Source organism: Sphingosinicella terrae, assembly GCF_003347635.1.
Classification (GTDB): domain Bacteria; phylum Pseudomonadota; class Alphaproteobacteria; order Sphingomonadales; family Sphingomonadaceae; genus Allosphingosinicella; species Allosphingosinicella terrae.
Genome location: NZ_QDFY01000015.1, coordinates 20,225 through 40,611, shown reverse-complemented (window position 1 = coordinate 40,611; position 20,387 = coordinate 20,225). Strand labels below are relative to the sequence as shown.

The following is a 20,387-nucleotide window of genomic DNA, read 5'->3' as shown; positions in this document are numbered from 1 at the left end:
GGCCGGACCCCGGCCCTGGAGACAAGACATGGCCCGCAGCCACCCGCTCGAGCGCTACCGCAATATCGGCATCATGGCCCACATCGATGCCGGCAAGACGACGACGACCGAGCGCATCCTCTATTACACCGGCAAGTCCTACAAGATCGGCGAGGTCCATGAGGGCACCGCCACCATGGACTGGATGGAGCAGGAGCAGGAGCGCGGGATCACGATCACGTCGGCCGCGACGACCTGCTTCTGGAACGACCACCGGGTCAACATCATCGACACGCCGGGCCACGTCGACTTCACCATCGAGGTGGAGCGGTCGCTGCGCGTCCTCGACGGCGCCATCGCCGTGTTCGACGGCGTCGCCGGCGTCGAGCCGCAGTCGGAGACGGTCTGGCGGCAGGCGGACAAGTACAAGGTTCCGCGGATGTGCTTCGTCAACAAGCTCGACCGCATGGGCGCGAGCTTCGACCGCTGCGTCGGCATGATCAAGGATCGGCTCGGCGCCCGTCCGCTCGTCCTGCAGCTGCCGATCGGCCTCGAGAGCGACTTCGTCGGCGTCATCGACCTGGTCAACAACAACGCGATCGTCTGGCTCGAGGAGAGCCTCGGCGCCAAGTTCGAGATCCGCGACATCCCCGATGACATGAAGGACGCCGCCGAGGCGGCCCGCATGGAGCTGGTCGAGATGGCGGTCGAGCAGGACGAGGAGGTCATGGTGGCCTATCTCGAGGGCAACGAGCCCGACGTCGCGACCCTGAAGAAGCTGATCCGCAAGGGCACGCTCAACTTCTCGTTCGTGCCCGTGCTGACCGGCTCGGCGTTCAAGAACAAGGGCGTGCAGCCGATGCTGGACGCGGTCATCGACTATCTGCCGAGCCCGCTCGACGTCCCCGCGATCAAGGGCGTCAAGATGGACGGCGAGACCGAGGACACCCGCCCGGCCGACGACAATGCGCCGTTCGCCGCGCTCGCCTTCAAGATCATGACCGATCCCTTCGTCGGCACCCTGACCTTCGCCCGCATCTATTCGGGCAAGCTCGAGAGCGCCTCGGTGGTGATGAACTCGGTCAAGGACAAGAAGGAGAAGGTCGGCCGCATGCTGCTGATGCACGCGAACGACCGCGAGGACATCAAGGAGGCGAATGCCGGCGACATCGTCGCCCTGGTCGGCCTCAAGGACACGACCACCGGCGACACCCTATGCGCGCCGAACGCGCCGATCATCCTCGAGCGGATGGAGTTTCCGGACCCGGTCATCGAGGTCGCCGTCGAGCCGAAGACGAAAGCCGACCAGGAGAAGATGGGCATCGCCCTGTCGCGCCTGGCCGCCGAGGATCCGAGCTTCCGCGTCTCCTCCGATGCGGAGAGCGGCCAGACGATCATCAAGGGGATGGGCGAGCTCCACCTCGAGATCCTCGTCGACCGCATGAAGCGCGAGTTCAAGGTCGACGCCAATGTCGGCGCGCCGCAGGTCGCCTATCGTGAGTCGCTGTCTCGCCCGGTCGAGCTGGTCTATACCCACAAGAAGCAGTCGGGCGGCTCCGGCCAGTTCGGCGAGGTCAAGGTCGCCCTGAAGCCGGGCGAGCGCGGATCGGGCATCACCTTCATCGACGAGGTCAAGGGCGGCAACATCCCGCGTGAATACATCCCGTCGGTCGAGAAGGGCATGCGCGAGACCGCCGAGACCGGATCGCTGATCGGCTTCCCGATCATCGATTTCGAGATCCGGCTGCTCGACGGCAAGTATCACGACGTCGATTCGTCGGCCCTCGCCTTCGAGATCACCGGCCGCGGCGCGATGCGCGAAGGCGCCCAGAAGTCGGGCATCAAGCTGCTCGAGCCGATCATGAAGGTTGAGGTCGTGACCCCGGAGGACTATCTCGGCGACGTCATCGGCGATCTCAACAGCCGGCGCGGCCAGATCCAGGGCACGGACAGCCGCGGCAATGCGCAGGTCGTCGAGGCGATGGTCCCGCTTGCCAATATGTTCGGCTACGTTAATGAGCTCCGGTCCTTCACCCAGGGCCGTGCTCAGTACACGATGCAGTTCTCGCACTATGACGAGGTGCCGGCGAACGTCGCCGAAGAGGTCAAGGCGAAGCTCGCCTGAGCGGCTGCCGGAATGAAGTGAACACCAGAAACGAGGTTAGGGAAAATGGCGAAAGCTAAGTTTGAGCGGACGAAGCCGCACTGCAACATCGGCACCATCGGTCACGTCGACCATGGCAAGACCTCGCTGACCGCGGCGATCACCAAGGTGCTCGCCGAGACCGGCGGCGCGACCTTCACCAGCTACGACAATATCGACAAGGCGCCGGAAGAGCGCGAGCGCGGCATCACCATCTCGACCGCTCACGTCGAGTATGAGACCGAGGCGCGCCACTACGCCCACGTCGATTGCCCCGGCCACGCCGACTATGTGAAGAACATGATCACCGGCGCCGCCCAGATGGACGGTGCGATCCTGGTCGTGTCGGCCGCCGACGGCCCGATGCCGCAGACCCGCGAGCACATCCTGCTCGCCCGCCAGGTCGGCGTGCCGGCGCTGGTCGTGTTCATGAACAAGGTCGACCAGGTCGACGACGAGGAGCTGCTCGAGCTCGTCGAGCTCGAGATCCGCGAGCTGCTCTCGTCCTACGACTTCCCGGGCGACGACATTCCGATCGTCAAGGGCTCGGCGCTCGCCGCGCTCGAGGACAAGGACGCCAAGATGGGCCACGACGCCATCCTGGAGCTGATGAAGGCGGTCGACGATTACATTCCGCAGCCGGAGCGTCCGCTCGACCGTCCGTTCCTGATGCCGATCGAGGACGTGTTCTCGATCTCGGGCCGCGGCACCGTCGTCACCGGCCGCGTCGAGACCGGCATCGTCAAGGTCGGCGAGGAAGTCGAGATCGTCGGCATCCGCGACACCCAGAAGACGGTCGTCACCGGCGTCGAAATGTTCCGCAAGCTGCTCGACCAGGGCCAGGCGGGCGACAATATCGGTGCGCTGCTCCGCGGCGTTGGCCGTGACGAGGTCGAGCGCGGCCAGGTCCTGGCCAAGCCGGGCTCGATCACCCCGCACACCGACTTCAAGGCCGAGGTCTATGTCCTCTCGAAGGAGGAGGGTGGCCGTCACACGCCGTTCTTCGCCAACTACCGTCCCCAGTTCTACTTCCGCACGACCGACGTGACGGGCGAGGTGGAGCTGCCGGAGGGCACCGAGATGGTCATGCCCGGCGACAACGTGAACCTGGGCGTCAAGCTGATCGCCCCGATCGCCATGGACCAGGGCCTGCGCTTCGCCATCCGCGAAGGCGGCCGGACCGTCGGCGCAGGGGTTGTCGCCGAGATCACGAAGTAATATAGGGCGCAAGCCGCCCGGGTCTGAAGAGATTCGGGCGGCTTCCGCTTTCGCCTCTGGCTGCAGCGGACAAGCGCCAGAATTTGGTAATGTTTAAGCCTCGTCGAGGCTCGGGCCGGCATGCCGGCCGAAGCTTCAGCGAAGGCCGGCTCTTTCGCATCGGTAAGTTGGAATGGAAACGCAGAATATCCGCATTCGCCTGAAGGCGTTCGATCATCGTGTGCTCGATCAGGCGACCGGCGACATCGCCGATACGGCCCGCCGTACCGGCGCGCTCATTCGCGGCCCCATTCCGCTGCCGACGCGGATCGAGAAGTTCACCGTCAACCGCTCGCCGCACATCGACAAGAAGTCGCGCGAGCAGTTCGAGGTGCGCACCTACAAGAGGCTGCTCGACATCGTGCAGCCGACGCCGCAGACGGTCGACGCGCTGATGAAGCTCGACCTCGCCGCCGGCGTCGACGTGGAGATCAAGCTCGCTTAAGCGGGCTTAACCCCCGGCGAAGGTCGGGGTCTGGTGGAGAGGGGCTGCGGCCGTTCTTCATCGTCATCCTGGCGGAAGCCAGGATCTCTCTTCTTCCTGCTGAAGGAAGGGAGCTTCCGGCTTTCGCCGGAATGACGGAAGGGTTTTCGGACCCAAGCAGGGATACCGCGGGAGCCTCGCTCCCGGCTGCGTCCCCGCCGCTTCGCTGATGCGGAGCATGAGCCCAGGCGGGGCACGCATCGTTTTGATGGGCTTGAACACGCCCCCCGGGATGGTCCCGCGGGGCCTCTGTCATAGGAGTTTGGATCATGCGCACTGGCGTGATCGCCAAGAAGGTGGGGATGACCCGCTTGTTTCAGGAGGACGGCCGGCACGTGCCGGTGACCGTTCTCGCGCTCGACGGTGTCCAGGTCGTCGGCCGCCGCGAGACGGAGCGTGACGGCTACACCGCCGTCCAGCTCGGTGCCGGCACGGCCAAGGCGAAGAATCTGAGCAAGCCCGAGCGCGGCCATTTCGGCAAGGCCGAGGTCGAGCCCAAGGCCCGGCTGGTGGAGTTCCGCGTCGCCGAGGATGCGCTCCTCGACGTCGGCGCCGAGCTCTCCGCCGACCATTTCGTCGCCGGCCAGCTGGTCGACGTCTCGGGCGTCACCCAGGGCAAGGGCTTTGCCGGCGCGATGAAGCGCTGGGGTTTCAGCGGCCTTCGCGCCACCCACGGCGTTTCGGTTTCGCACCGCTCGCACGGCTCCACCGGCAACCGCCAGGATCCGGGCCGCGTCTTCAAGAACAAGAAGATGGCCGGCCATATGGGCGCGCGCAATCGCACCCAGCAGAATCTCGAGGTCGTCCGCACCGACAACGAGCGCGGCCTCATCTTCGTCCGTGGCTCGGTGCCGGGCCACAAGGGCAGCTGGCTCCTCGTCCGCGACGCCGTCAAGGTGGCGCGGCCGGAGAACCTGCCTTACCCCGCCGGCCTGAAGCAGGCCGCCAACGCCAATAACGAGGCGCCCGCCGAGACTCCGGCCGAGACCGAAGTCGCGGCCGAGGCCACCGAAGGCCAGGAAGGCTAAGTCATGAAGGTCAAGGTTCAGACCCTCGATGCCGGCGGCAAGGGCGGCGACATCGAATTGAACGACGCCGTATTCGGCGTCGAGCCGCGCGGCGACATCCTCCACCGCGTCGTCACCTGGCAGCTCGAGAAGCGCCGCGGCACTGCCCGCGCCGCCCGCGAGCGCAGCGACGTCGCCCGGACCGGCAAGAAGTTCGGCCGCCAGAAGGGCGGCGGCACCGCCCGTCACGGCGACCGCCGCGCTCCGATCTTCGTCGGCGGCGGCAAGGCGCACGGTCCGCGTGTCCGCGATTTCAACCCGTCGCTGAACAAGAAGATCCGCGCCCTCGGCCTGCGCATGGCGCTGTCGGCCAAGGCGAAGGACGGCAATCTGATCGTGCTCGACAATCTCGATCTTCAGGAAGCCAAGACGGCGGCGCTGAAGGCGCAGCTCGGCAAGCTCGGGCTCGGCAAGAACGCGCTGGTGATCGACGGCGACGCGCTCAATGTCGGCTTCGCCAACGCTTCGGCGAACCTGCGCGAGATCAACCTGCTGCCGGCGGTCGGGGCGAACGTCTACGACATTCTCAATCACGAGACTCTGGTGCTGACCCGCGCCGCGGTCGAGAAGCTGGAGGCCCGGTTCAATGGCTAAGGCGAAGAAGCAGGCGCAGGGCGCGGTCGACATCAGCCATTACGATGTCGTGCTGAGCCCGCACATCACCGAGAAGTCGACCCTGCTCTCCGAGCATAATGCGGTCGTCTTCAAGGTCGCCCCGCGCTCCACCAAGCCGCAGATCAAGGCGGCCGTCGAGGCGCTGTTCGGCGTCAGCGTGGTCGGGATCAATACGATCACGACCAAGGGCAAGACCAAGCGCTGGAAGGGCCGGCCCTATGTGCGCTCGGACGTCAAGAAGGCGATCGTGACGCTGGCCGAGGGCCAGTCGATCGACGTCACCACCGGTATCTGAGGCGAGAGCAATGGCACTCAAGCAGTACAACCCGACCACCTCGTCGCAGCGCGGCCTGATCCTGGTCGACAAGTCGGCGCTCTGGAAGGGCAAGCCGGTGAAGGCGCTGACCGAGGGCAAGCGCAAGACCGGCGGCCGCAACAACAAGGGCCATGTGACGTCGCGCGGCATCGCCGGCGGCCACAAGCAGAAGTACCGCTATATCGACTTCAAGCGTCGCAAGTGGGACATGCCGGCCACCGTCGAGCGGCTCGAATATGATCCGAACCGCACCGCCTTCATCGCGCTGGTCAAGTATGAGGATGGCGAGCTCGCCTACATCCTGGCGCCGCAGCGGCTCGGGCCGGGCGACAGCATCGTCGCCGGCCGCAAGGTCGACGTGAAGCCGGGCAATGCGATGGAGCTGGGCCAGATGCCGGTCGGCACCATCGTCCACAATGTCGAGATGAAGCCGGGCAAGGGCGGCCAGATCGCCCGCTCCGCCGGCACCTATGTCCAGGTCGTCGGTCGCGACCGCGGCATGGTCATCGTCCGGCTGAACTCGGGCGAGCAGCGCTACATCCGCTCCGACTGCATGGCGACGGTCGGCGCGGTGTCGAACCCGGACAACCAGAACCAGAACTTCGCCAAGGCCGGCCGCAGCCGCTGGATGGGCAAGCGTCCGCTCACCCGTGGCGTCGCCAAGAACCCGGTCGACCACCCGCACGGCGGCGGCGAAGGCCGCACATCGGGCGGCCGCCATCCGGTCACGCCGTGGGGCAAGCCGACCAAGGGCGCCCGGACCCGCAAGAACAAGGCGACGGACAAGATGATCATCCGTTCGCGTCACGCGAAGAAGAAGAGGTAAGAGATGGCCCGCTCCGTCTGGAAAGGTCCGTTCGTCGAGCTGTCGCTGCTGAAGAAGGCAGAGACGGCGCAGGAAGCCGGTGGCCGCGCCCCGATCAAGACCTGGTCGCGTCGCTCCACCATCCTTCCGCAGTTCGTCGGGCTCACGTTCAATGTCTATAACGGCCGCAAGTTCGTTCCCGTTTCGGTGAACGAGGACATGGTCGGAATGAAGCTCGGCGAGTTTGCACCGACCCGCTTCTTCCCGGGCCACGCCGCCGACCGCAAGGGCAAGAGGTAAGCCATGGGCAAGGAAAAGGCTCCCCGCCGGGTCGCCGAGAACGAGGCGCTCGCCGTCGGCACGCAGATCCGCGGCTCGGCGCAGAAGCTCAACCTCGTCGCCGGCCTGATCCGCGGCAAGAAGGCCGAGGAGGCGCTCAGCATCCTCACCTTCTCGCCCAAGGCGATGGCGCGCGACGTCAGGAAGGTGCTCGCCTCGGCGATCGCCAATGCCGAGAACAACCACAATCTCGACGTCGACAGCCTCGTCGTCGCGGAGGCCAGCGTCGGCAAGAGCCTGTCGATGAAGCGCTGGAACCCGCGGGCCCGCGGCCGCTCGGCCCGGATCGTCAAACCGTTCAGCCGCGTGCGCATCGTCGTCCGCGAGCAGCAGGAAGCGTAAGCATGGGTCAGAAATCCTCTCCGATCGGCCTCAGGCTGCAGATCAACCGGACCTGGGACAGCCGCTGGTTCGCCGAAGGCGACGATTACGGCCGGCTGCTGCTCGAGGATCTCAAGATCCGCCGCTTCATCATGGAGGCGCTGCCGCAGGCGGCCATCTCCAAGGTGGTGATCGAGCGTCCGGCCAAGCTGTGCCGCGTCTCCATCTATGCGGCGCGCCCCGGCGTGATCATCGGCAAGAAGGGCGCCGACATCGAGAAGCTCCGCAAGCAGCTCGGCGCGATGACCTCGTCCGACGTCAGCCTCAACATCGTCGAGATCCGCAAGCCGGAGATCGACTCGCGGCTGGTCGCGCAGGGTGTCGCCGACCAACTCGAGCGCCGCGTCGCGTTCCGCCGGGCCATGAAGCGCGCCGTCCAGTCGGCGCTGCGCCTTGGCGCGGAAGGAATCCGCATTACATGTTCGGGACGGCTCGGCGGCGCCGAGATCGCCCGGACCGAATGGTATCGCGAAGGCCGCGTTCCGCTGCATACGCTGCGCGCCAACGTCGACTATGCCGAGGCTACCGCACACACCGCCTATGGCGTCTGCGGCGTCAAGGTCTGGATCTTCAAGGGCGAGATCCTGGGCCACGATCCGCTCGCCCAGGACCGGCTGATGATGGAGGCTCAAACCTCCGGCGTCCGTCCGGCCCGCTGAGCTCATTGGGATAGAGAACAATGCTGCAACCCAAACGCACCAAGTTCCGCAAGGCCCACAAGGGCCGTATCCATGGCGATGCCAAGGGCGGCACGGCGCTGAACTTCGGCGCCTACGGCCTCAAGGCGATGGAGCCGGAGCGGATCACGGCGCGCCAGATCGAGGCGGCTCGCCGCGCGATCACCCGCCACATCAAGCGCCAGGGGCGTTTGTGGATCCGCATCTTCCCGGATCTGCCGATCTCGTCGAAGCCGGCCGAGGTCCGCATGGGCTCGGGCAAGGGCAGCCCTGAATATTGGGCAGCGCGGGTGAAGCCGGGTCGGATCCTGTTCGAGCTGGACGGAATCCCCGGTCCGCTCGCCAAGGCCGCGTTCGAGCGCGCCGCGGAGAAGCTGCCCATCAAGACCAAGGTGGTCGCCCGCCTTGGCGAATCGCTGCTTGAGGACGCCTGATCATGGCCAACACTGAAGACCTTCGCAGCCGCAGCGACGATCAGCTCGGGGAGGAGCTGGCGCAGCTGAAGCGTGAGCAGTTCAACCTGCGCTTTCAGGCGGCGACGAACCAGATCGAGAAGCCGTCGCGGGTGCGCGAGGTGCGCCGCACCATCGCCCGCATCCGCACGCTCCAGAACGAACGCGCCCGCGCCGCTCAGGCCAAGGCGTAAGGAGAAGACGAGATGCCCAAGCGCGTCCTGACCGGCACGATCGTGTCCGACAAGACCGACAAGACGGTGGTGGTGCGTGTCGAGCGGCGGGTGAAGCACCCGCTCTACGGCAAGATCATCAAGCGGTCGAAGAAGTACCACGCCCATGACGAGGGCAACGAGTTCAAGGAAGGCCAGATCGTCCGGATCGAGGAGACCCGGCCGATCTCGAAGCTGAAGACCTGGCGCGTGATCGGCACGGCCGATTCCGGCGCCGCCGCTTCGCAGGCCGGTTCCAAGGCCGCCGACAAGGCCCGCGCCGAGAAGGTCGAGGCCGAAGGCGCCGAGGCCTGAGGGTAAGACGCTCCGGTCCGCCGGGGCGGCATGTTGAAGCTGATCGCCGGACGCGTTCCGGTTGAAGTGAAGAAGGAATGGATCGATGATCCAGATGCAGTCCAACCTCGACGTCGCTGACAATAGCGGCGCCAAGCGCGTCCAGTGCATCAAGGTGCTGGGCGGCTCGAAGCGCCGCTTCGCCGGTGTCGGCGATATCATCGTCGTCTCCGTCAAGGAGGCCGCCCCGCGCGGCCGCGTCAAGAAGGGCGACGTCCACAAGGCGGTCATCGTCCGCACCGCCAAGGACATCCATCGTCCGGACGGCTCGACGATCCGTTTCGATTCGAACGCCGCGGTCCTGGTCAACAACAACCAGGAGCCGATCGGCACTCGCATCTTCGGCCCGGTCGTGCGCGAGCTGCGCGCGAAGAAGCACATGAAGATCATCAGTCTCGCGCCGGAGGTTTTGTAATGGCCGCGAAGATCAAGAAGGGCGACCGCGTCGTGGTCCTGTCCGGCAAGGACAAGGGCAAGCATGGCGAAGTCGTGAAGTCGATGCCCAAGGAGGGCAAGGTGGTGGTGTCCGGCGTCAATGTCGCCGCCCGTCACCGCAAGCCCACCCAGGCCGATCCGCAGGGCGGCATCGAGCGCCGCGAGGCGCCGCTGCACGTGTCCAAGGTGGCGCTCGAGGATCCGAAGACGGGCAAGCCGACGCGCGTCCGCTTCGAGGAGCGCGAGGGAAAGAAGGTCCGCGTCGCAGTGCGGTCCGGGGAGCTGATCAATGGCTGATGCCAAGTACCTGCCGCGCCTGAGGCGCGATTATGACGAGCGCATCGTCCAGGCGATGATCGAAAAGTTCGGTTACAAGAACCGGCTCGAGGTCCCGCGGATCGACAAGATCGTCCTCAACATGGGCGTCGGCGAGGCGACCCAGGACAAGAAGCGCGTCGAGACCGCCGCCGCCGAGATGGAGCTGATCGCAGGCCAGAAGCCGGTAATCACCAAGGCGAAGAAGTCGATCGCCCAGTTCAAGCTGCGCGAAGGCATGCCGATCGGCGTCAAGGTCACGCTGCGCCGGGAGCGCATGTACGAGTTCCTGGACCGGCTGGTCACGATCGCGCTGCCGCGCGTTCGCGACTTCCGCGGACTCAATCCGCGCTCGTTCGACGGCCGGGGCAACTATGCCATGGGCCTTCGCGAGCAGATCGTCTTCCCGGAGATCAACTACGACCGCATCGACAAGGTGCGCGGGATGGACATCATCGTCACCACGACCGCGAAGACGGACGACGAGGCGCGCGAGCTGCTGCGCCTCTTCAACTTCCCGTTCCCGGCCGAGCAGGAGCAGAAGCAGGCGGCCTGAGGCCGACCCTGCTCGAGAGAGAAGGAAGAGAACTTAAGTCATGGCGAAACTGAGTTCGATCAACAAGAACGAGCGTCGCAAGAAGCTGGTGAAGAAATATGCCGGCCAGTATGCGAAGCTCAAGGCGATCGCGGACGACGAGTCCCGCGACGACACCGAGCGCCTGATCGCGCGCCTCAAGATGGCCGAGCTGCCGCGCAACGCGAACCCGACCCGGGTCCGCAACCGCTGCGAGCTCACCGGGCGTTCACGGGCTTATTATCGCAAGTTCAAGCTGTCGCGCGTCATGCTGCGCGAGCTTGGCAACAAGGGCCTGATCCCGGGCCTCACCAAGTCGAGCTGGTAAGGGTTAGATCATGCCGATGACCGATCCTTTGGGTGATATGCTCACCCGCATCCGCAATGGCCAGCAGGCGCGCAAGGACAGCGTGGTCAGCCCCGCGTCCAAGCTGCGCGCCCGCGTCCTCGATGTCCTCCAGCGCGAAGGCTATATCCGCGGCTATCGCGAGGAAGCCCTCGGGCAGCATCGCGGCCTGCGGATCGAGCTGAAATATTTCGAGGGCCAGCCCGCGATCCAGCATCTGTCGCGCGTCTCCAAGCCGGGCCGCCGGGTCTATTCCGGCGCCCAGGAGCTGCCGCGGGTGCGCAACGGGCTGGGCATCACCATCGTCTCGACGCCAAAGGGCGTTCTGTCCGACGCCGAGGCGCGTCAGCAGAATGTCGGCGGCGAAGTGCTTGCGGAGGTGTTCTGATGAGCCGCATCGGAAAGGTGCCGGTGGCGCTGCCGGCGAACGTCTCGGCGTCGGCCGAGGGCTCCGTGCTGACCGTCAAGGGTCCGCGCGGTACCCTCACCATGCCGATGCTCGAGGATATCAGCTACGGCATCGAGGACGGCCGCATCGTCGTCCGCCCGGCCAATGAGAGCAAGCGCGCCCGTTCCTTCTGGGGCATGCACCGCACTCTGGTGCAGAACCTGGTCACCGGCGTCACCGAGGGCTTCACCAAGGTCCTCGAGATTACCGGCGTCGGCTACCGCGCCGCGGCGCAGGGCAAGAATCTTCGCCTGCAGCTCGGCTACAGCCACGACGTCAACATCGCGGTGCCGGAAGGCCTCGAGGTGAAGACGCCGGACCAGACGACGGTCGAGATCTCGGGCAATGACCGCCAGAAGGTCGGACAGCTCGCCGCCGAGATCCGGCGCTGGCGCAAGCCCGAGCCCTACAAGGGCAAGGGCATCAAGTATCGCGGCGAGTTTATCTTCCGCAAAGAAGGCAAGAAGAAATAGCCATGGCGAGATTCAACCCCTTCGAGAAGAGGCGCCAGCGCGTCCGCACCTCGCTTCGCCAGCGCGCCGGCGATCGGCCGCGCCTGTCGATCCACCGTTCCGGTCGGCATATCTACGCCCAGGTCATCCTGGACGCGGAGGGCCGTACCGTCGCTGCCGCTTCGACGCTGGAGAAGGAAGCCCGGGCGACGACCGGCGCGACCATCGCCTCCGCGCAGGAAGTCGGCCGCCGCATCGCCGAGCGGGCGAAGGCCGCCGGCGTCACCCGCGTGGTCTTCGACCGCGGCGGTTTCCTGTTCCACGGGCGCGTGAAGGCTCTTGCCGACGCGGCGCGCGAGGGCGGATTGGAGTTTTAAGAAATGGCTGACGAGAACAACCAGACCCCCGGCGCTGCGGAGCAGTCCAGCCCGCCGACCGGGGCCGCGGAGACCGTCCAGGCGACGGCCGAGCCGCGCCGCGAGCGCGGTGGGCGTGGCGGCCGGGGCGGCGGACGCGACGGCGGCCGCGGCGGCCGCGGCCGGCGCGACGACCGCCGTGGCGGTCCGGGCCGCGACGACGATGGCGGCGAGGAGCTGATCGAGAAGCTGGTCCACATCAACCGCGTCTCCAAGACCGTGAAGGGCGGCAAGCGCTTCGGCTTCGCGGCTCTGGTCGTGGTCGGCGACGGCAAGGGCCGCGCAGGCTTCGGCCACGGCAAGGCGCGCGAAGTGCCCGAGGCGATCTCCAAGGCGACCGCGGCGGCCAAGAAGGCGATGGTCCGCGTGCCGCTGCGCGAGGGCCGCACCCTGCACCATGACGGGATGGGCCATTTCGGCGCCGGCCGCGTCTATGTCCGCTCGGCCCCGCAGGGCACCGGCATCATCGCCGGCGGTCCGATGCGTGCCGTCTTCGAGAGCCTGGGCGTCGCCGACGTGGTCACCAAGTCGGTCGGCACCTCCAATCCCTACAACATGATCCGCGCGACCTTCGAGGCGCTCGGCGACCAGACCAGCCCGAAGTCGGTGGCGCAGCGTCGCGGCAAGAAGATTGCCGACCTGATGGCGCGCCGCGAGGGCCTGTCCGGAGCCGAGGCCGAGGCCCAGGCCGAGGCGGTGACGGAGTAATCGACGTGGCGAAGCTGAAGATCACGCAGACCGGATCGCCGATCCGCCGCACCCCCGACCAGCGCAAGACGCTGATCGGACTTGGCCTCAACAAGATGCATCGGACGGTCGAGCTCGACGACACCCCCGAGGTGCGCGGCATGATCCGCAAGGTGCAGCATATGGTGAATGTGGCGGAGTAGCGCGGCTGCTCCGTCATCCCGGACCTGGTCCGGGATCTCCCTGCCCATGCGGCAGCGGCGAGAAGCCAACGAGATCCCAGCTTCCCGCTGGGGTGTCGAAATCGGGTCCGGACATCCGGGCCTTGCGCGAACATAGCGAAAGCGAGTGCAAGATATGAAACTGAACGATCTTCGCGACAACAAGGGCGCCCGCAAGAGCCGGGTGCGCGTCGGCCGCGGCATCGGCTCCGGCCTGGGCAAGACTGCCGGCCGCGGCCAGAAGGGCCAGAAGAGCCGCTCCGGCGTCTCGATCTGGGGCTTCGAGGGCGGCCAGATGCCGCTCCACATGCGGCTGCCGAAGCGCGGCTTCAACAACATCTTCGCCAGGGATTATGCTGAGGTGAACGTAGGCGCGATCCAGAAGGCGATCGACGCCGGCAAGCTCGACGCCAAGGGCACGCTCGACCATGATGCGCTCAAGGCCGCCGGCCTCGCCCGCGGCGGCAAGGACGGCGTCCGCATCCTCGGCAAGGGCGAACTGAAGGCGAAGCTGGCGGTCCGCGTTGCCGGAATCTCGGCCGGTGCGCGCCAGGCGATCGAAGGTGCCGGCGGCTCGGTCGAGCTGATCGAGCGCGCCGATCCCGCCGAGAAGGCCGCCGCCAAGAAGGGCAAGGGCCAGCGCCGGACCAAGGCCGAAGCCTGAGCTTTCGCGGCCGCAAAGGCTGACAAGACCGATACGGTGACTATATGGGGCGGCGGGGGGCCATTCGGTCATCCGCCGCCGCACGATTTTCAGGACTGATATTCTATGGCATCCGCAGCCGAACAGATGGCAGCCAGCCTCAGCCTGGCGAACTTCGCCAAGGCGACCGACCTCAAGAAAAGGCTCTGGTTCACGCTCGGCGCCCTCATCGTTTTCCGGATGCTCTCCTTCGTGCCGCTGCCCGGCATCGACCCGCGCGCGCTCGGCACCCTGTTCGAGACGACCCGCGGCGGTGTCCTCGACTTCTTCAACATGTTCTCGGGCGGAAGCCTCGAGCGCATGAGCCTGATTGCCTTGGGGGTGATGCCCTACATCACCGCCTCGATCGTCATGCAGCTCGCCAGCAGCATGTCGCCGACCCTTGCCGCCCTCAAGAAGGAGGGCGAGAGCGGCCGCAAGAAGATCAACCAGTATACGCGCTACGGCACCGTCCTGCTCTGCGCCATCCAGGGCTATTTCATGGCGGTGGCGCTGGAGACTTGGGGCGGCGGATCGGCCGTGATCGATCCCGGCATGATGTTCCGCATCACCGTCGTCATCAGCCTCGTCGGCGGCACCATGTTCCTGATGTGGCTCGGCGAGCAGATCACCAGCCGCGGCGTAGGCAACGGCATCTCGCTGATCATCATGGCGGGCATCGTCGCCCAGCTGCCGACCGCGCTTGCGCAGATGTTCGAGGGCGGCCGCACCGGCAGCCTCGATCCGTTCGTCATCCTGGTCATCGTCGCCCTGGCGGTGGTCCTGATCCTGTTCATCTGCTTCATGGAGCGCGCCCAGCGCCGGGTGCTGATCCAATATCCCAAGCGCCAGACCGCGCGCGGCCAGATCCAGCAGGAGCGCTCGCACCTGCCGCTCAAGGTCAATACCGCCAACGTCATCCCGCCGATCTTCGCCTCGTCGCTGCTGCTGATGCCGCTGACCATCGCGCAATTCGCCGGCCAGGATCAGACCGGCGACACCTGGTGGAGCGAGTTCGTCATCACGGTGACGACCGCGCTGCAGCACGGCGCGCCGCTCTACATGTTCCTCTACGGCGCCGGCATCGTCTTCTTCTGCTTCTTCTACACCTCGGTCGTGTTCAATCCCGAGGAGACGGCGGAGAATCTCAAGAAATATGGCGGTTTCATCCCCGGCATCCGCCCGGGCAAGCGCACCGAGGAGTATCTCGATTACGTCCTCACCCGTGTCACCGTGGTGGGCGCCGCCTACCTCACCCTGACCTGCCTCATCCCCGAATGGCTGATCGCGCGGGCAGGCATCCCCTTCTATCTCGGCGGCACCAGCCTGATCATCGTCGTCAACGTGACGATGGATACCGTCTCGCAGATCCAGAGCCACCTGATCGCCCACCAATATGGCGACCTGATCAAGAAGGCGAAGCTGAAAGGCGGCGGCCTGAGAGGACGCTGACCGCAGCGTCGCCCCGACCGGGAGTCCGATCCGATGAACATCATCCTGCTGGGCCCGCCGGGGGCGGGAAAGGGGACGCAGGCGTCGCGCCTGGTCGAGGAGCGGGGCATGGTCCAGCTCTCCACCGGCGACATGCTCCGCGCGGCGGTCAAGGCCGGCACGCCGGTCGGGCTGCAGGCCAAGGCGGTGATGGAGGCGGGGGAACTCGTCTCCGATGCGATCGTCTCTGCGCTCATCGGTGAGCGGCTCGATTCCGCCGGGGCACATGGCGGCGCCATCTTCGACGGCTATCCGCGCACCCAGGCCCAGGCCGAGGCGCTCGACCTGCTGCTCGACGAGCGCGGCGAGAAGCTCGACTACGTCGTCGAGCTGACCGTCGACGAGGAGGCGCTGGTCGACCGCATCACCGGCCGATTCACCTGCGCCACCTGCGGCGAGGGCTATCACGACCGCTACAAGCTGCCGAAGGTCCAGGATACGTGCGACGTCTGCGGCAGCCATGAGTTCAAGCGTCGTCCGGACGACAATGCCGAGACGGTCCGCACGCGCATGGCCGAATATCGCGCCAAGACAGCGCCAATCCTCCCCTTCTACGAGACGAGAGGCCTTGTCCGCCGGGTCGACGGCATGGCCCCGATCGCCGAGGTAGGCGCCCAGATCGACGCGATCCTCGACGGGGCCGCCTGACGGCGAGCCCGTTCGGCCGGCCGCCGCCTCGCGCCCCGATCTCCTTCTCGTCGCGCCGGCAGCCATCTTCGTCCCGTGGGGCTTCTCCGCGCGTAAAAAATGCTATGCTCGCTCCATTGACGAGTCCGGCGGGTGGCCGGACCGATCGAGGGAGATTGGGGAATGAACAGGGGTGGTGACGGTCCGACCGTGGATGCCGTTTTGATCGCAGAGCCGCGCAATTCCGAGCATGTCGACCTGAACGGATTCATGGAGGGGGTGAAGCGCCGCAATCCGGGCCAGCCCGAATTCGTGCAGGCGGTCCAGGAAGTCGCCGAGGACATTTTCGAGTTCATCGCCGACAAGGAGCAATATCATCGCTGGCAGATCCTGCGCCGGATCGCCGAACCCGACCGCGTCGTCTCCTTCCGGGTCTGCTGGGAGGACGATAATCACAATATCCGCGTCCAGCGCGGCTACCGGGTTCAGAACAACAATGCGATCGGTCCTTATAAGGGCGGCATCCGCTTCCACCCCAGCGTCAACGAATCGATCCTGAAGTTCCTCGCCTTCGAGCAGACCTTCAAGAACGCGCTGACGGGTCTGCCGATGGGCGGCGGCAAGGGCGGCGCCAATTTCAATCCCAAGGGCAAGAGCGACGGCGAGATCATGCGCTTCTGCCAGAGCTTCATGACGGAGCTCTATCGCCATATCGGCGCGGACGTGGACGTGCCGGCGGGCGACATCGGAGTCGGTTCCCGCGAGATCGGCTACATGTTCGGCCAGTACAAGCGCATCACCAACAGCTTCGAGGGCGTCCTGACCGGCAAGGGCATGGAATATGGCGGATCGCTGATCCGCACCGAGGCGACCGGCTATGGCGCCGTCTACTTCCTCGAGAACATGCTCAGGACCAAGGGGCTGGACCTCGCCGGCAAGACGGCCGTCATCTCCGGATCGGGCAATGTCGCCACCCACGCGGCCGAGAAGATCAACCAGCTCGGCGGCAAGGTGCTGACCTTGTCGGACAGCGAGGGCTTCGTCCACGATCCCGAGGGCATCACCCAGGAGAAGATCGAGTGGGTGAAGACCCACAAGACCCGGCGGCGCGGCCGGATCAGCCAATATGCCGAGGAATATAGGAGCGCGACCTTCCACGCCGGCAAGCGGCCCTGGGGCGTCCCCTGCGACGTCGCCCTGCCGTGCGCGACCCAGAACGAGCTGCTCGGCGAGGATGCCCGTACGCTCGTCGCCAATGGCTGCATCGGCATCTCCGAAGGGGCGAACATGCCGACCGACCTGGAAGGCGTCCACGTCTTCCGGGACGCCCGCATCCTCTATGCCCCCGGCAAGGCCTCCAATGCCGGCGGCGTCGCCGTCTCGGGCCTGGAGATGAGCCAGAACAGCGCCCGGATCAGCTGGAAGGAAGATCAGCTCCAGCAGCTGCTGCGCGACATCATGGACGGCATCCACCAGCGCTGCCTGGAATATGGCGAGGAGAGCGGCGGCCATATCGACTATGTGAAGGGCGCCAACATCGCCGGCTTCAAGAAGGTCGCCGACGCGATGCTCGCCTTCGGGGTGGTGTGATACGGCAAGGGCCGGCGCGGAGGAGGACGCCCCTGCCGATCGGAGGCGGACGAATGCTGCCCGCCGCCCGTCGCAAGGGCAGGTGCCGGAGCCTTCGGACGTGAACGGGACGGCAGGTCCAGCGCCTGCGACGCGCCGGCGCGAAGGCCGGGCGCCGACCATCCACGACGTCGCCCGCCACGCGGGCGTGTCGCGGATGACGGTGTCGCGCGTCATCAACGGCGAGAAGGGCGTCCGGCCGGCGACCCGGCGGGCGGTGGAGGCGGCCGTCGAGGCGCTGGGCTACGCGCCCAATGCGGCGGCGCGCACGCTGGCCGGCGCCGCGGCGCTCCGCATCGGCCTTCTCTACAGGATCCCGAACCCGGCCTATTTGACCGAGTTCCTGCTCGGCGCGCTCGAGAGCTGCAGCCTGATCAACGTCCAGCTCATCGTCCAGCGCCACCAGATCAGCGCCGGCGAGGCGGCGGCGGCCGACGCGCTCATCGGCGCCCGGCTGGACGGCGTGATCCTGCCGCCACCGCTGGGCGATGCCCATCTCCTGGTCGACCGGCTGCGCGAGGCGGGGATCGCGGTGGTCGCGACCGGCTCCACCCGGCCCGCACCCCTGCTCGCCTCGGTCGGCATCGACGACCGCGGCGCCGCGCTCGAGATGACGCGCCACCTGATCAAGCTCGGCCATCGCCGCATCGGCTTCATCACCGGACGCCCCAACCATGCCTCCAGCGGTCTTCGGGAGCAGGGCTTTTGCGCCGCCCTCGAGGAAGCCGGCATCGCCATGGACGAGAGCCTGGTCGCGACCGGCAACTTCACCTATCGCTCCGGCCTCGAGGCAGCCGATCACCTGCTCTCGCTCGATCCGGTGCCGACCGCGATCTTCGCCAGCAACGACGACATGGCCGCCGCCACCATCGCCGCCGCCCACCGCTTCGGGCTCGACGTGCCGGCCGACCTGTCGGTCTGCGGCTTCGACGATACGCCGCTTGCCACCACCATCTGGCCGGAACTGACGACGATCCGCCAGCCGGTCGCGGCGATGGCGGACGAGGCGGTGACGATGCTCGCCGACCTCATCCGCCGCTCGCGTGAAGGTCCGGTGCCCGAAGTGCCCCACCGCCTGCTCGATTTCGAGCTGATCCGCCGCCAGTCGGACGCCCCGCCGCGGCGCAGCCGACTGTAGAAGCCACCTGACCGAGCCAGAGACCAGGCGCGCCTTCGCGGTCAGACCTCGGCGCGCACCCGGTCCCAATCGAGCCCGAAGCGAAGCAGATATTTGCGCAGCCGGTCAGCGTCGTTCGAGGAGGCGCGGCGGGTCCGCGACACGCTGAACAGGACGCGCCCGGCCTCGGACAGCGAGCGGCTGCGACGGCAGACACGGATCGCCTCGGAGAGCTGGACGCGGTCGAACGGATCGATCTCGGCCAGCCTGTCGCCGCACAGCGCCTCGAGCAGGGCCTCTGCCGGCGCCGACGGCCGGCTTCCCGACCACAGCCGCGTCAGCCGCTGGATTTCGGTCTCGACATTGGCGACGTCGATCCGGCCGGAAGGCGCGAAAGTCGCCATCCGGGTGACGCTGGCGGCAAGATCGCGGAAATTGCCGCTCCATGCCGCTTCGGGCGAGACGGCGAAACCGACATAGGCCTTGCGGGCCTCGCGGTTGAAGCCGACGCGAACTCCCTCGCGCTCCGCGAAACGGTCGAGCTCGTAGTCGAGATTGGGCTCGATATCCTCCGTCCGGTCGCGCAGCGCCGGCAGCACGAAGGTCCACAGGTTGAGCCGGGCGAGGAGGTCGTCGCGAAACGTACCCGCGGCCACGGCGAGGCCGAGATCGCGGTTGGTGCCGGCGATCAGCTGGAACTCGGACGAGACCTCGCGATCGGCACCGACCGGGAAGAACTTCTTCTCCTCGATCGCCCTCAGGATCATCGCCTGCTCGTCGAGACCGAGCTCGCCTATCTCATCCAGGAACAGCACGCCCTTGTCCGCCGAACGGAGCAGGCCCGGCCGGTCGGCCGCAGCGCCGGTGAACGCACCCCTGCGATGGCCGAACAGCGCCGACATCGCGCTGTCCCCCTTCAGGGTCGCGCAGTTCACCTCGACGAATCCGCCGGAAACCTGGTGCTTGGCGCGCTTCAGCTCGAAGATGCGCCTGGCGAGCTGCGACTTGCCGGCGCCTGTCGGCCCCATCAGCAGCAGCGGCGCGCGCGACCGGATCGCAACCTGCTCGATCTCGTCGATCATTCGGTTGAAGGCGGCGTTGCGCGTCTCGATCCCGGACTTGAGGAACGAGCTTCCTTCCGCCGCGGCTGCCGCGAAGCGGGTGGCGATGCTGTCGTAACGCGAAAGGTCAAGATCGATGACGCTCCACATGCCGGCAGCCGAGACCTCGCCGCGCGACGGATTGGTTTGGAGCAGCCGCCCGGGAAGGAAGCGCGCCTCGGTCAGCAGGAAGAGGCAGATCTGGGCGACATGGGTGCCGGTGGTGATGTGGACGAGATAGTCCTCATTGTCCGGATCGAACGGATAGAGGCGGGCGAAGTCGAGCAGCCGGCCATAGACTTCTTCGAAGTCCCAGGCGTTCGCGAAGTCCATTCGGTGCAGGCGGACCTCGGTCTCGGGCGAGACGTCGGCGATATCGCGGCTGACATAGCGAGCGAGACCCTCATGCTGCCCCCCATGGATCAGCTCGAGCCGGTCGATGCGCAGATCCTCCTGCATGCACATGCCGACGGTCGGGCGCCACTTGCTCCAGCGGGTGGGGCCCCTCTTGCTGGCGTCGAGAGTCGAGCCGAGGAAGCCGAGGACGATCGTAGGCCGCATTCATATACCATGATCTAAGAAGCGATATCTGTCGATACGAAATCGATAGGCCTTGGCTTTCGCCCCGGCTAGCCCGCTATACCAGCCATCGATCGATTGCAGTTAAGTTGCAATGGCTTACGATTCACGTGCGACGGCGTCGGCGATCTTGGCACGGCCCCTGCACTGCAGGTGGCGTCCGGATGACGAGCGCTGGCTGGATCCG

28 protein-coding genes are annotated in these 20,387 nt (G+C 66.6%); 27 read left to right on the top strand and 1 reads right to left on the bottom strand.

Annotation, left to right across the window (positions count from 1 at the left end):
- The first annotated feature begins 28 nt into the window (after positions 1 to 28).
- From fusA to DDE10_RS20295, 27 genes are all read left to right on the top strand, one after another.
- A complete protein-coding gene (gene fusA / locus DDE10_RS20425; protein ID WP_114954658.1) occupies positions 29 to 2,104 on the top strand; it encodes an elongation factor G in 2,076 nt (691 codons plus the stop codon).
- A 45-nt stretch (positions 2,105 to 2,149) separates the two neighbouring features.
- Positions 2,150 to 3,340, top strand: coding sequence for an elongation factor Tu (gene tuf / locus DDE10_RS20420; protein WP_114954657.1), 1,191 nt, complete (start codon positions 2,150 to 2,152; stop codon positions 3,338 to 3,340).
- Positions 3,341 to 3,512: 172 nt separating this feature from the next.
- Entirely contained in the window at positions 3,513 to 3,824 is a 312-nt protein-coding gene (gene rpsJ / locus DDE10_RS20415; RefSeq protein ID WP_044450118.1) for a 30S ribosomal protein S10, read from the top strand.
- 308 nt (positions 3,825 to 4,132) lie between these two features.
- Positions 4,133 to 4,891: a 50S ribosomal protein L3 gene (rplC, locus tag DDE10_RS20410; RefSeq protein WP_114954656.1), complete on the top strand. Its 759-nt coding sequence runs from the start codon at positions 4,133 to 4,135 to the stop codon at positions 4,889 to 4,891.
- 3 nt (positions 4,892 to 4,894) lie between these two features.
- Positions 4,895 to 5,524 carry a 50S ribosomal protein L4 gene (gene rplD / locus DDE10_RS20405; RefSeq protein ID WP_114954655.1) on the top strand — a complete coding sequence of 210 codons (630 nt, stop codon included), beginning with the start codon at positions 4,895 to 4,897 and terminating at the stop codon, positions 5,522 to 5,524.
- Positions 5,517 to 5,840, top strand: a complete 324-nt coding sequence (locus DDE10_RS20400) for a 50S ribosomal protein L23 (RefSeq protein WP_114954654.1) — start codon at positions 5,517 to 5,519, stop codon at positions 5,838 to 5,840. The genes rplD and DDE10_RS20400 overlap by 8 nt, the downstream gene beginning before the upstream one ends.
- A 10-nt stretch (positions 5,841 to 5,850) precedes the next feature.
- Entirely contained in the window at positions 5,851 to 6,687 is an 837-nt protein-coding gene (gene rplB / locus DDE10_RS20395) for a 50S ribosomal protein L2 (RefSeq protein WP_114954653.1), read from the top strand.
- Positions 6,688 to 6,690: 3 nt separating this feature from the next.
- Positions 6,691 to 6,966, top strand: a complete 276-nt coding sequence (gene rpsS / locus DDE10_RS20390) for a 30S ribosomal protein S19 (protein ID WP_114954652.1) — start codon at positions 6,691 to 6,693, stop codon at positions 6,964 to 6,966.
- A 3-nt stretch (positions 6,967 to 6,969) separates the two neighbouring features.
- On the top strand, positions 6,970 to 7,347 hold the full coding sequence (gene rplV, locus DDE10_RS20385) for a 50S ribosomal protein L22 (protein WP_114954651.1): 378 nt from the start codon (positions 6,970 to 6,972) through the stop codon (positions 7,345 to 7,347).
- A gap of 2 nt (positions 7,348 to 7,349) precedes the next feature.
- The gene (gene rpsC / locus DDE10_RS20380; protein WP_114954650.1) at positions 7,350 to 8,045 is read left to right on the top strand and encodes a 30S ribosomal protein S3; all 696 of its coding nucleotides are present in this window, start codon (positions 7,350 to 7,352) and stop codon (positions 8,043 to 8,045) included.
- A gap of 20 nt (positions 8,046 to 8,065) precedes the next feature.
- Complete coding sequence (rplP, locus tag DDE10_RS20375) at positions 8,066 to 8,497, top strand: 50S ribosomal protein L16 (protein WP_114954649.1); 432 nt, start codon at positions 8,066 to 8,068, stop codon at positions 8,495 to 8,497.
- 2 nt (positions 8,498 to 8,499) lie between these two features.
- Complete coding sequence (gene rpmC, locus DDE10_RS20370; RefSeq protein ID WP_114954648.1) at positions 8,500 to 8,709, top strand: 50S ribosomal protein L29; 210 nt, start codon at positions 8,500 to 8,502, stop codon at positions 8,707 to 8,709.
- A gap of 12 nt (positions 8,710 to 8,721) precedes the next feature.
- A complete protein-coding gene (rpsQ, locus tag DDE10_RS20365; protein ID WP_114954647.1) occupies positions 8,722 to 9,042 on the top strand; it encodes a 30S ribosomal protein S17 in 321 nt (106 codons plus the stop codon).
- Between the two features lie 85 nt (positions 9,043 to 9,127).
- A complete protein-coding gene (gene rplN / locus DDE10_RS20360) occupies positions 9,128 to 9,496 on the top strand; it encodes a 50S ribosomal protein L14 (RefSeq protein WP_114954646.1) in 369 nt (122 codons plus the stop codon).
- On the top strand, positions 9,496 to 9,813 hold the full coding sequence (gene rplX, locus DDE10_RS20355; RefSeq protein ID WP_114954645.1) for a 50S ribosomal protein L24: 318 nt from the start codon (positions 9,496 to 9,498) through the stop codon (positions 9,811 to 9,813). Before rplN ends, rplX begins: the two co-directional genes overlap by 1 nt.
- Positions 9,806 to 10,387: a 50S ribosomal protein L5 gene (rplE, locus tag DDE10_RS20350; RefSeq protein WP_114954644.1), complete on the top strand. Its 582-nt coding sequence runs from the start codon at positions 9,806 to 9,808 to the stop codon at positions 10,385 to 10,387. Before rplX ends, rplE begins: the two co-directional genes overlap by 8 nt.
- A 40-nt stretch (positions 10,388 to 10,427) precedes the next feature.
- Positions 10,428 to 10,733, top strand: coding sequence for a 30S ribosomal protein S14 (gene rpsN / locus DDE10_RS20345; RefSeq protein ID WP_114954643.1), 306 nt, complete (start codon positions 10,428 to 10,430; stop codon positions 10,731 to 10,733).
- A 10-nt stretch (positions 10,734 to 10,743) separates the two neighbouring features.
- A complete protein-coding gene (rpsH, locus tag DDE10_RS20340; protein ID WP_114954642.1) occupies positions 10,744 to 11,139 on the top strand; it encodes a 30S ribosomal protein S8 in 396 nt (131 codons plus the stop codon).
- Positions 11,139 to 11,672: a 50S ribosomal protein L6 gene (gene rplF, locus DDE10_RS20335; protein WP_114954641.1), complete on the top strand. Its 534-nt coding sequence runs from the start codon at positions 11,139 to 11,141 to the stop codon at positions 11,670 to 11,672. Before rpsH ends, rplF begins: the two co-directional genes overlap by 1 nt.
- A 2-nt stretch (positions 11,673 to 11,674) precedes the next feature.
- The gene (gene rplR / locus DDE10_RS20330) at positions 11,675 to 12,028 is read left to right on the top strand and encodes a 50S ribosomal protein L18 (RefSeq protein ID WP_114954640.1); all 354 of its coding nucleotides are present in this window, start codon (positions 11,675 to 11,677) and stop codon (positions 12,026 to 12,028) included.
- Between the two features lie 3 nt (positions 12,029 to 12,031).
- Positions 12,032 to 12,775 carry a 30S ribosomal protein S5 gene (gene rpsE / locus DDE10_RS20325; RefSeq protein WP_114954639.1) on the top strand — a complete coding sequence of 248 codons (744 nt, stop codon included), beginning with the start codon at positions 12,032 to 12,034 and terminating at the stop codon, positions 12,773 to 12,775.
- A 5-nt stretch (positions 12,776 to 12,780) separates the two neighbouring features.
- Entirely contained in the window at positions 12,781 to 12,957 is a 177-nt protein-coding gene (gene rpmD, locus DDE10_RS20320; protein ID WP_114954638.1) for a 50S ribosomal protein L30, read from the top strand.
- A 154-nt stretch (positions 12,958 to 13,111) separates the two neighbouring features.
- On the top strand, positions 13,112 to 13,639 hold the full coding sequence (gene rplO / locus DDE10_RS20315) for a 50S ribosomal protein L15 (RefSeq protein ID WP_114954637.1): 528 nt from the start codon (positions 13,112 to 13,114) through the stop codon (positions 13,637 to 13,639).
- A 105-nt stretch (positions 13,640 to 13,744) separates the two neighbouring features.
- Positions 13,745 to 15,109 (top strand): preprotein translocase subunit SecY, encoded by a 1,365-nt coding sequence (gene secY / locus DDE10_RS20310; RefSeq protein ID WP_114954636.1) that lies wholly within the window; start codon positions 13,745 to 13,747, stop codon positions 15,107 to 15,109.
- 33 nt (positions 15,110 to 15,142) lie between these two features.
- Positions 15,143 to 15,796 carry an adenylate kinase gene (locus DDE10_RS20305; protein WP_114954635.1) on the top strand — a complete coding sequence of 218 codons (654 nt, stop codon included), beginning with the start codon at positions 15,143 to 15,145 and terminating at the stop codon, positions 15,794 to 15,796.
- Positions 15,797 to 15,958: 162 nt separating this feature from the next.
- Positions 15,959 to 17,365, top strand: coding sequence for an NADP-specific glutamate dehydrogenase (gene gdhA, locus DDE10_RS20300; protein WP_114954634.1), 1,407 nt, complete (start codon positions 15,959 to 15,961; stop codon positions 17,363 to 17,365).
- A gap of 100 nt (positions 17,366 to 17,465) precedes the next feature.
- Positions 17,466 to 18,542 (top strand): LacI family DNA-binding transcriptional regulator, encoded by a 1,077-nt coding sequence (locus tag DDE10_RS20295; protein ID WP_284734791.1) that lies wholly within the window; start codon positions 17,466 to 17,468, stop codon positions 18,540 to 18,542.
- 41 nt (positions 18,543 to 18,583) lie between these two features.
- On the opposite strand, the gene rtcR is transcribed toward DDE10_RS20295, so the two are convergent.
- Entirely contained in the window at positions 18,584 to 20,182 is a 1,599-nt protein-coding gene (rtcR, locus tag DDE10_RS20290; protein WP_114954633.1) for an RNA repair transcriptional activator RtcR, read from the bottom strand.
- Positions 20,183 to 20,387: the final 205 nt, after the last annotated feature.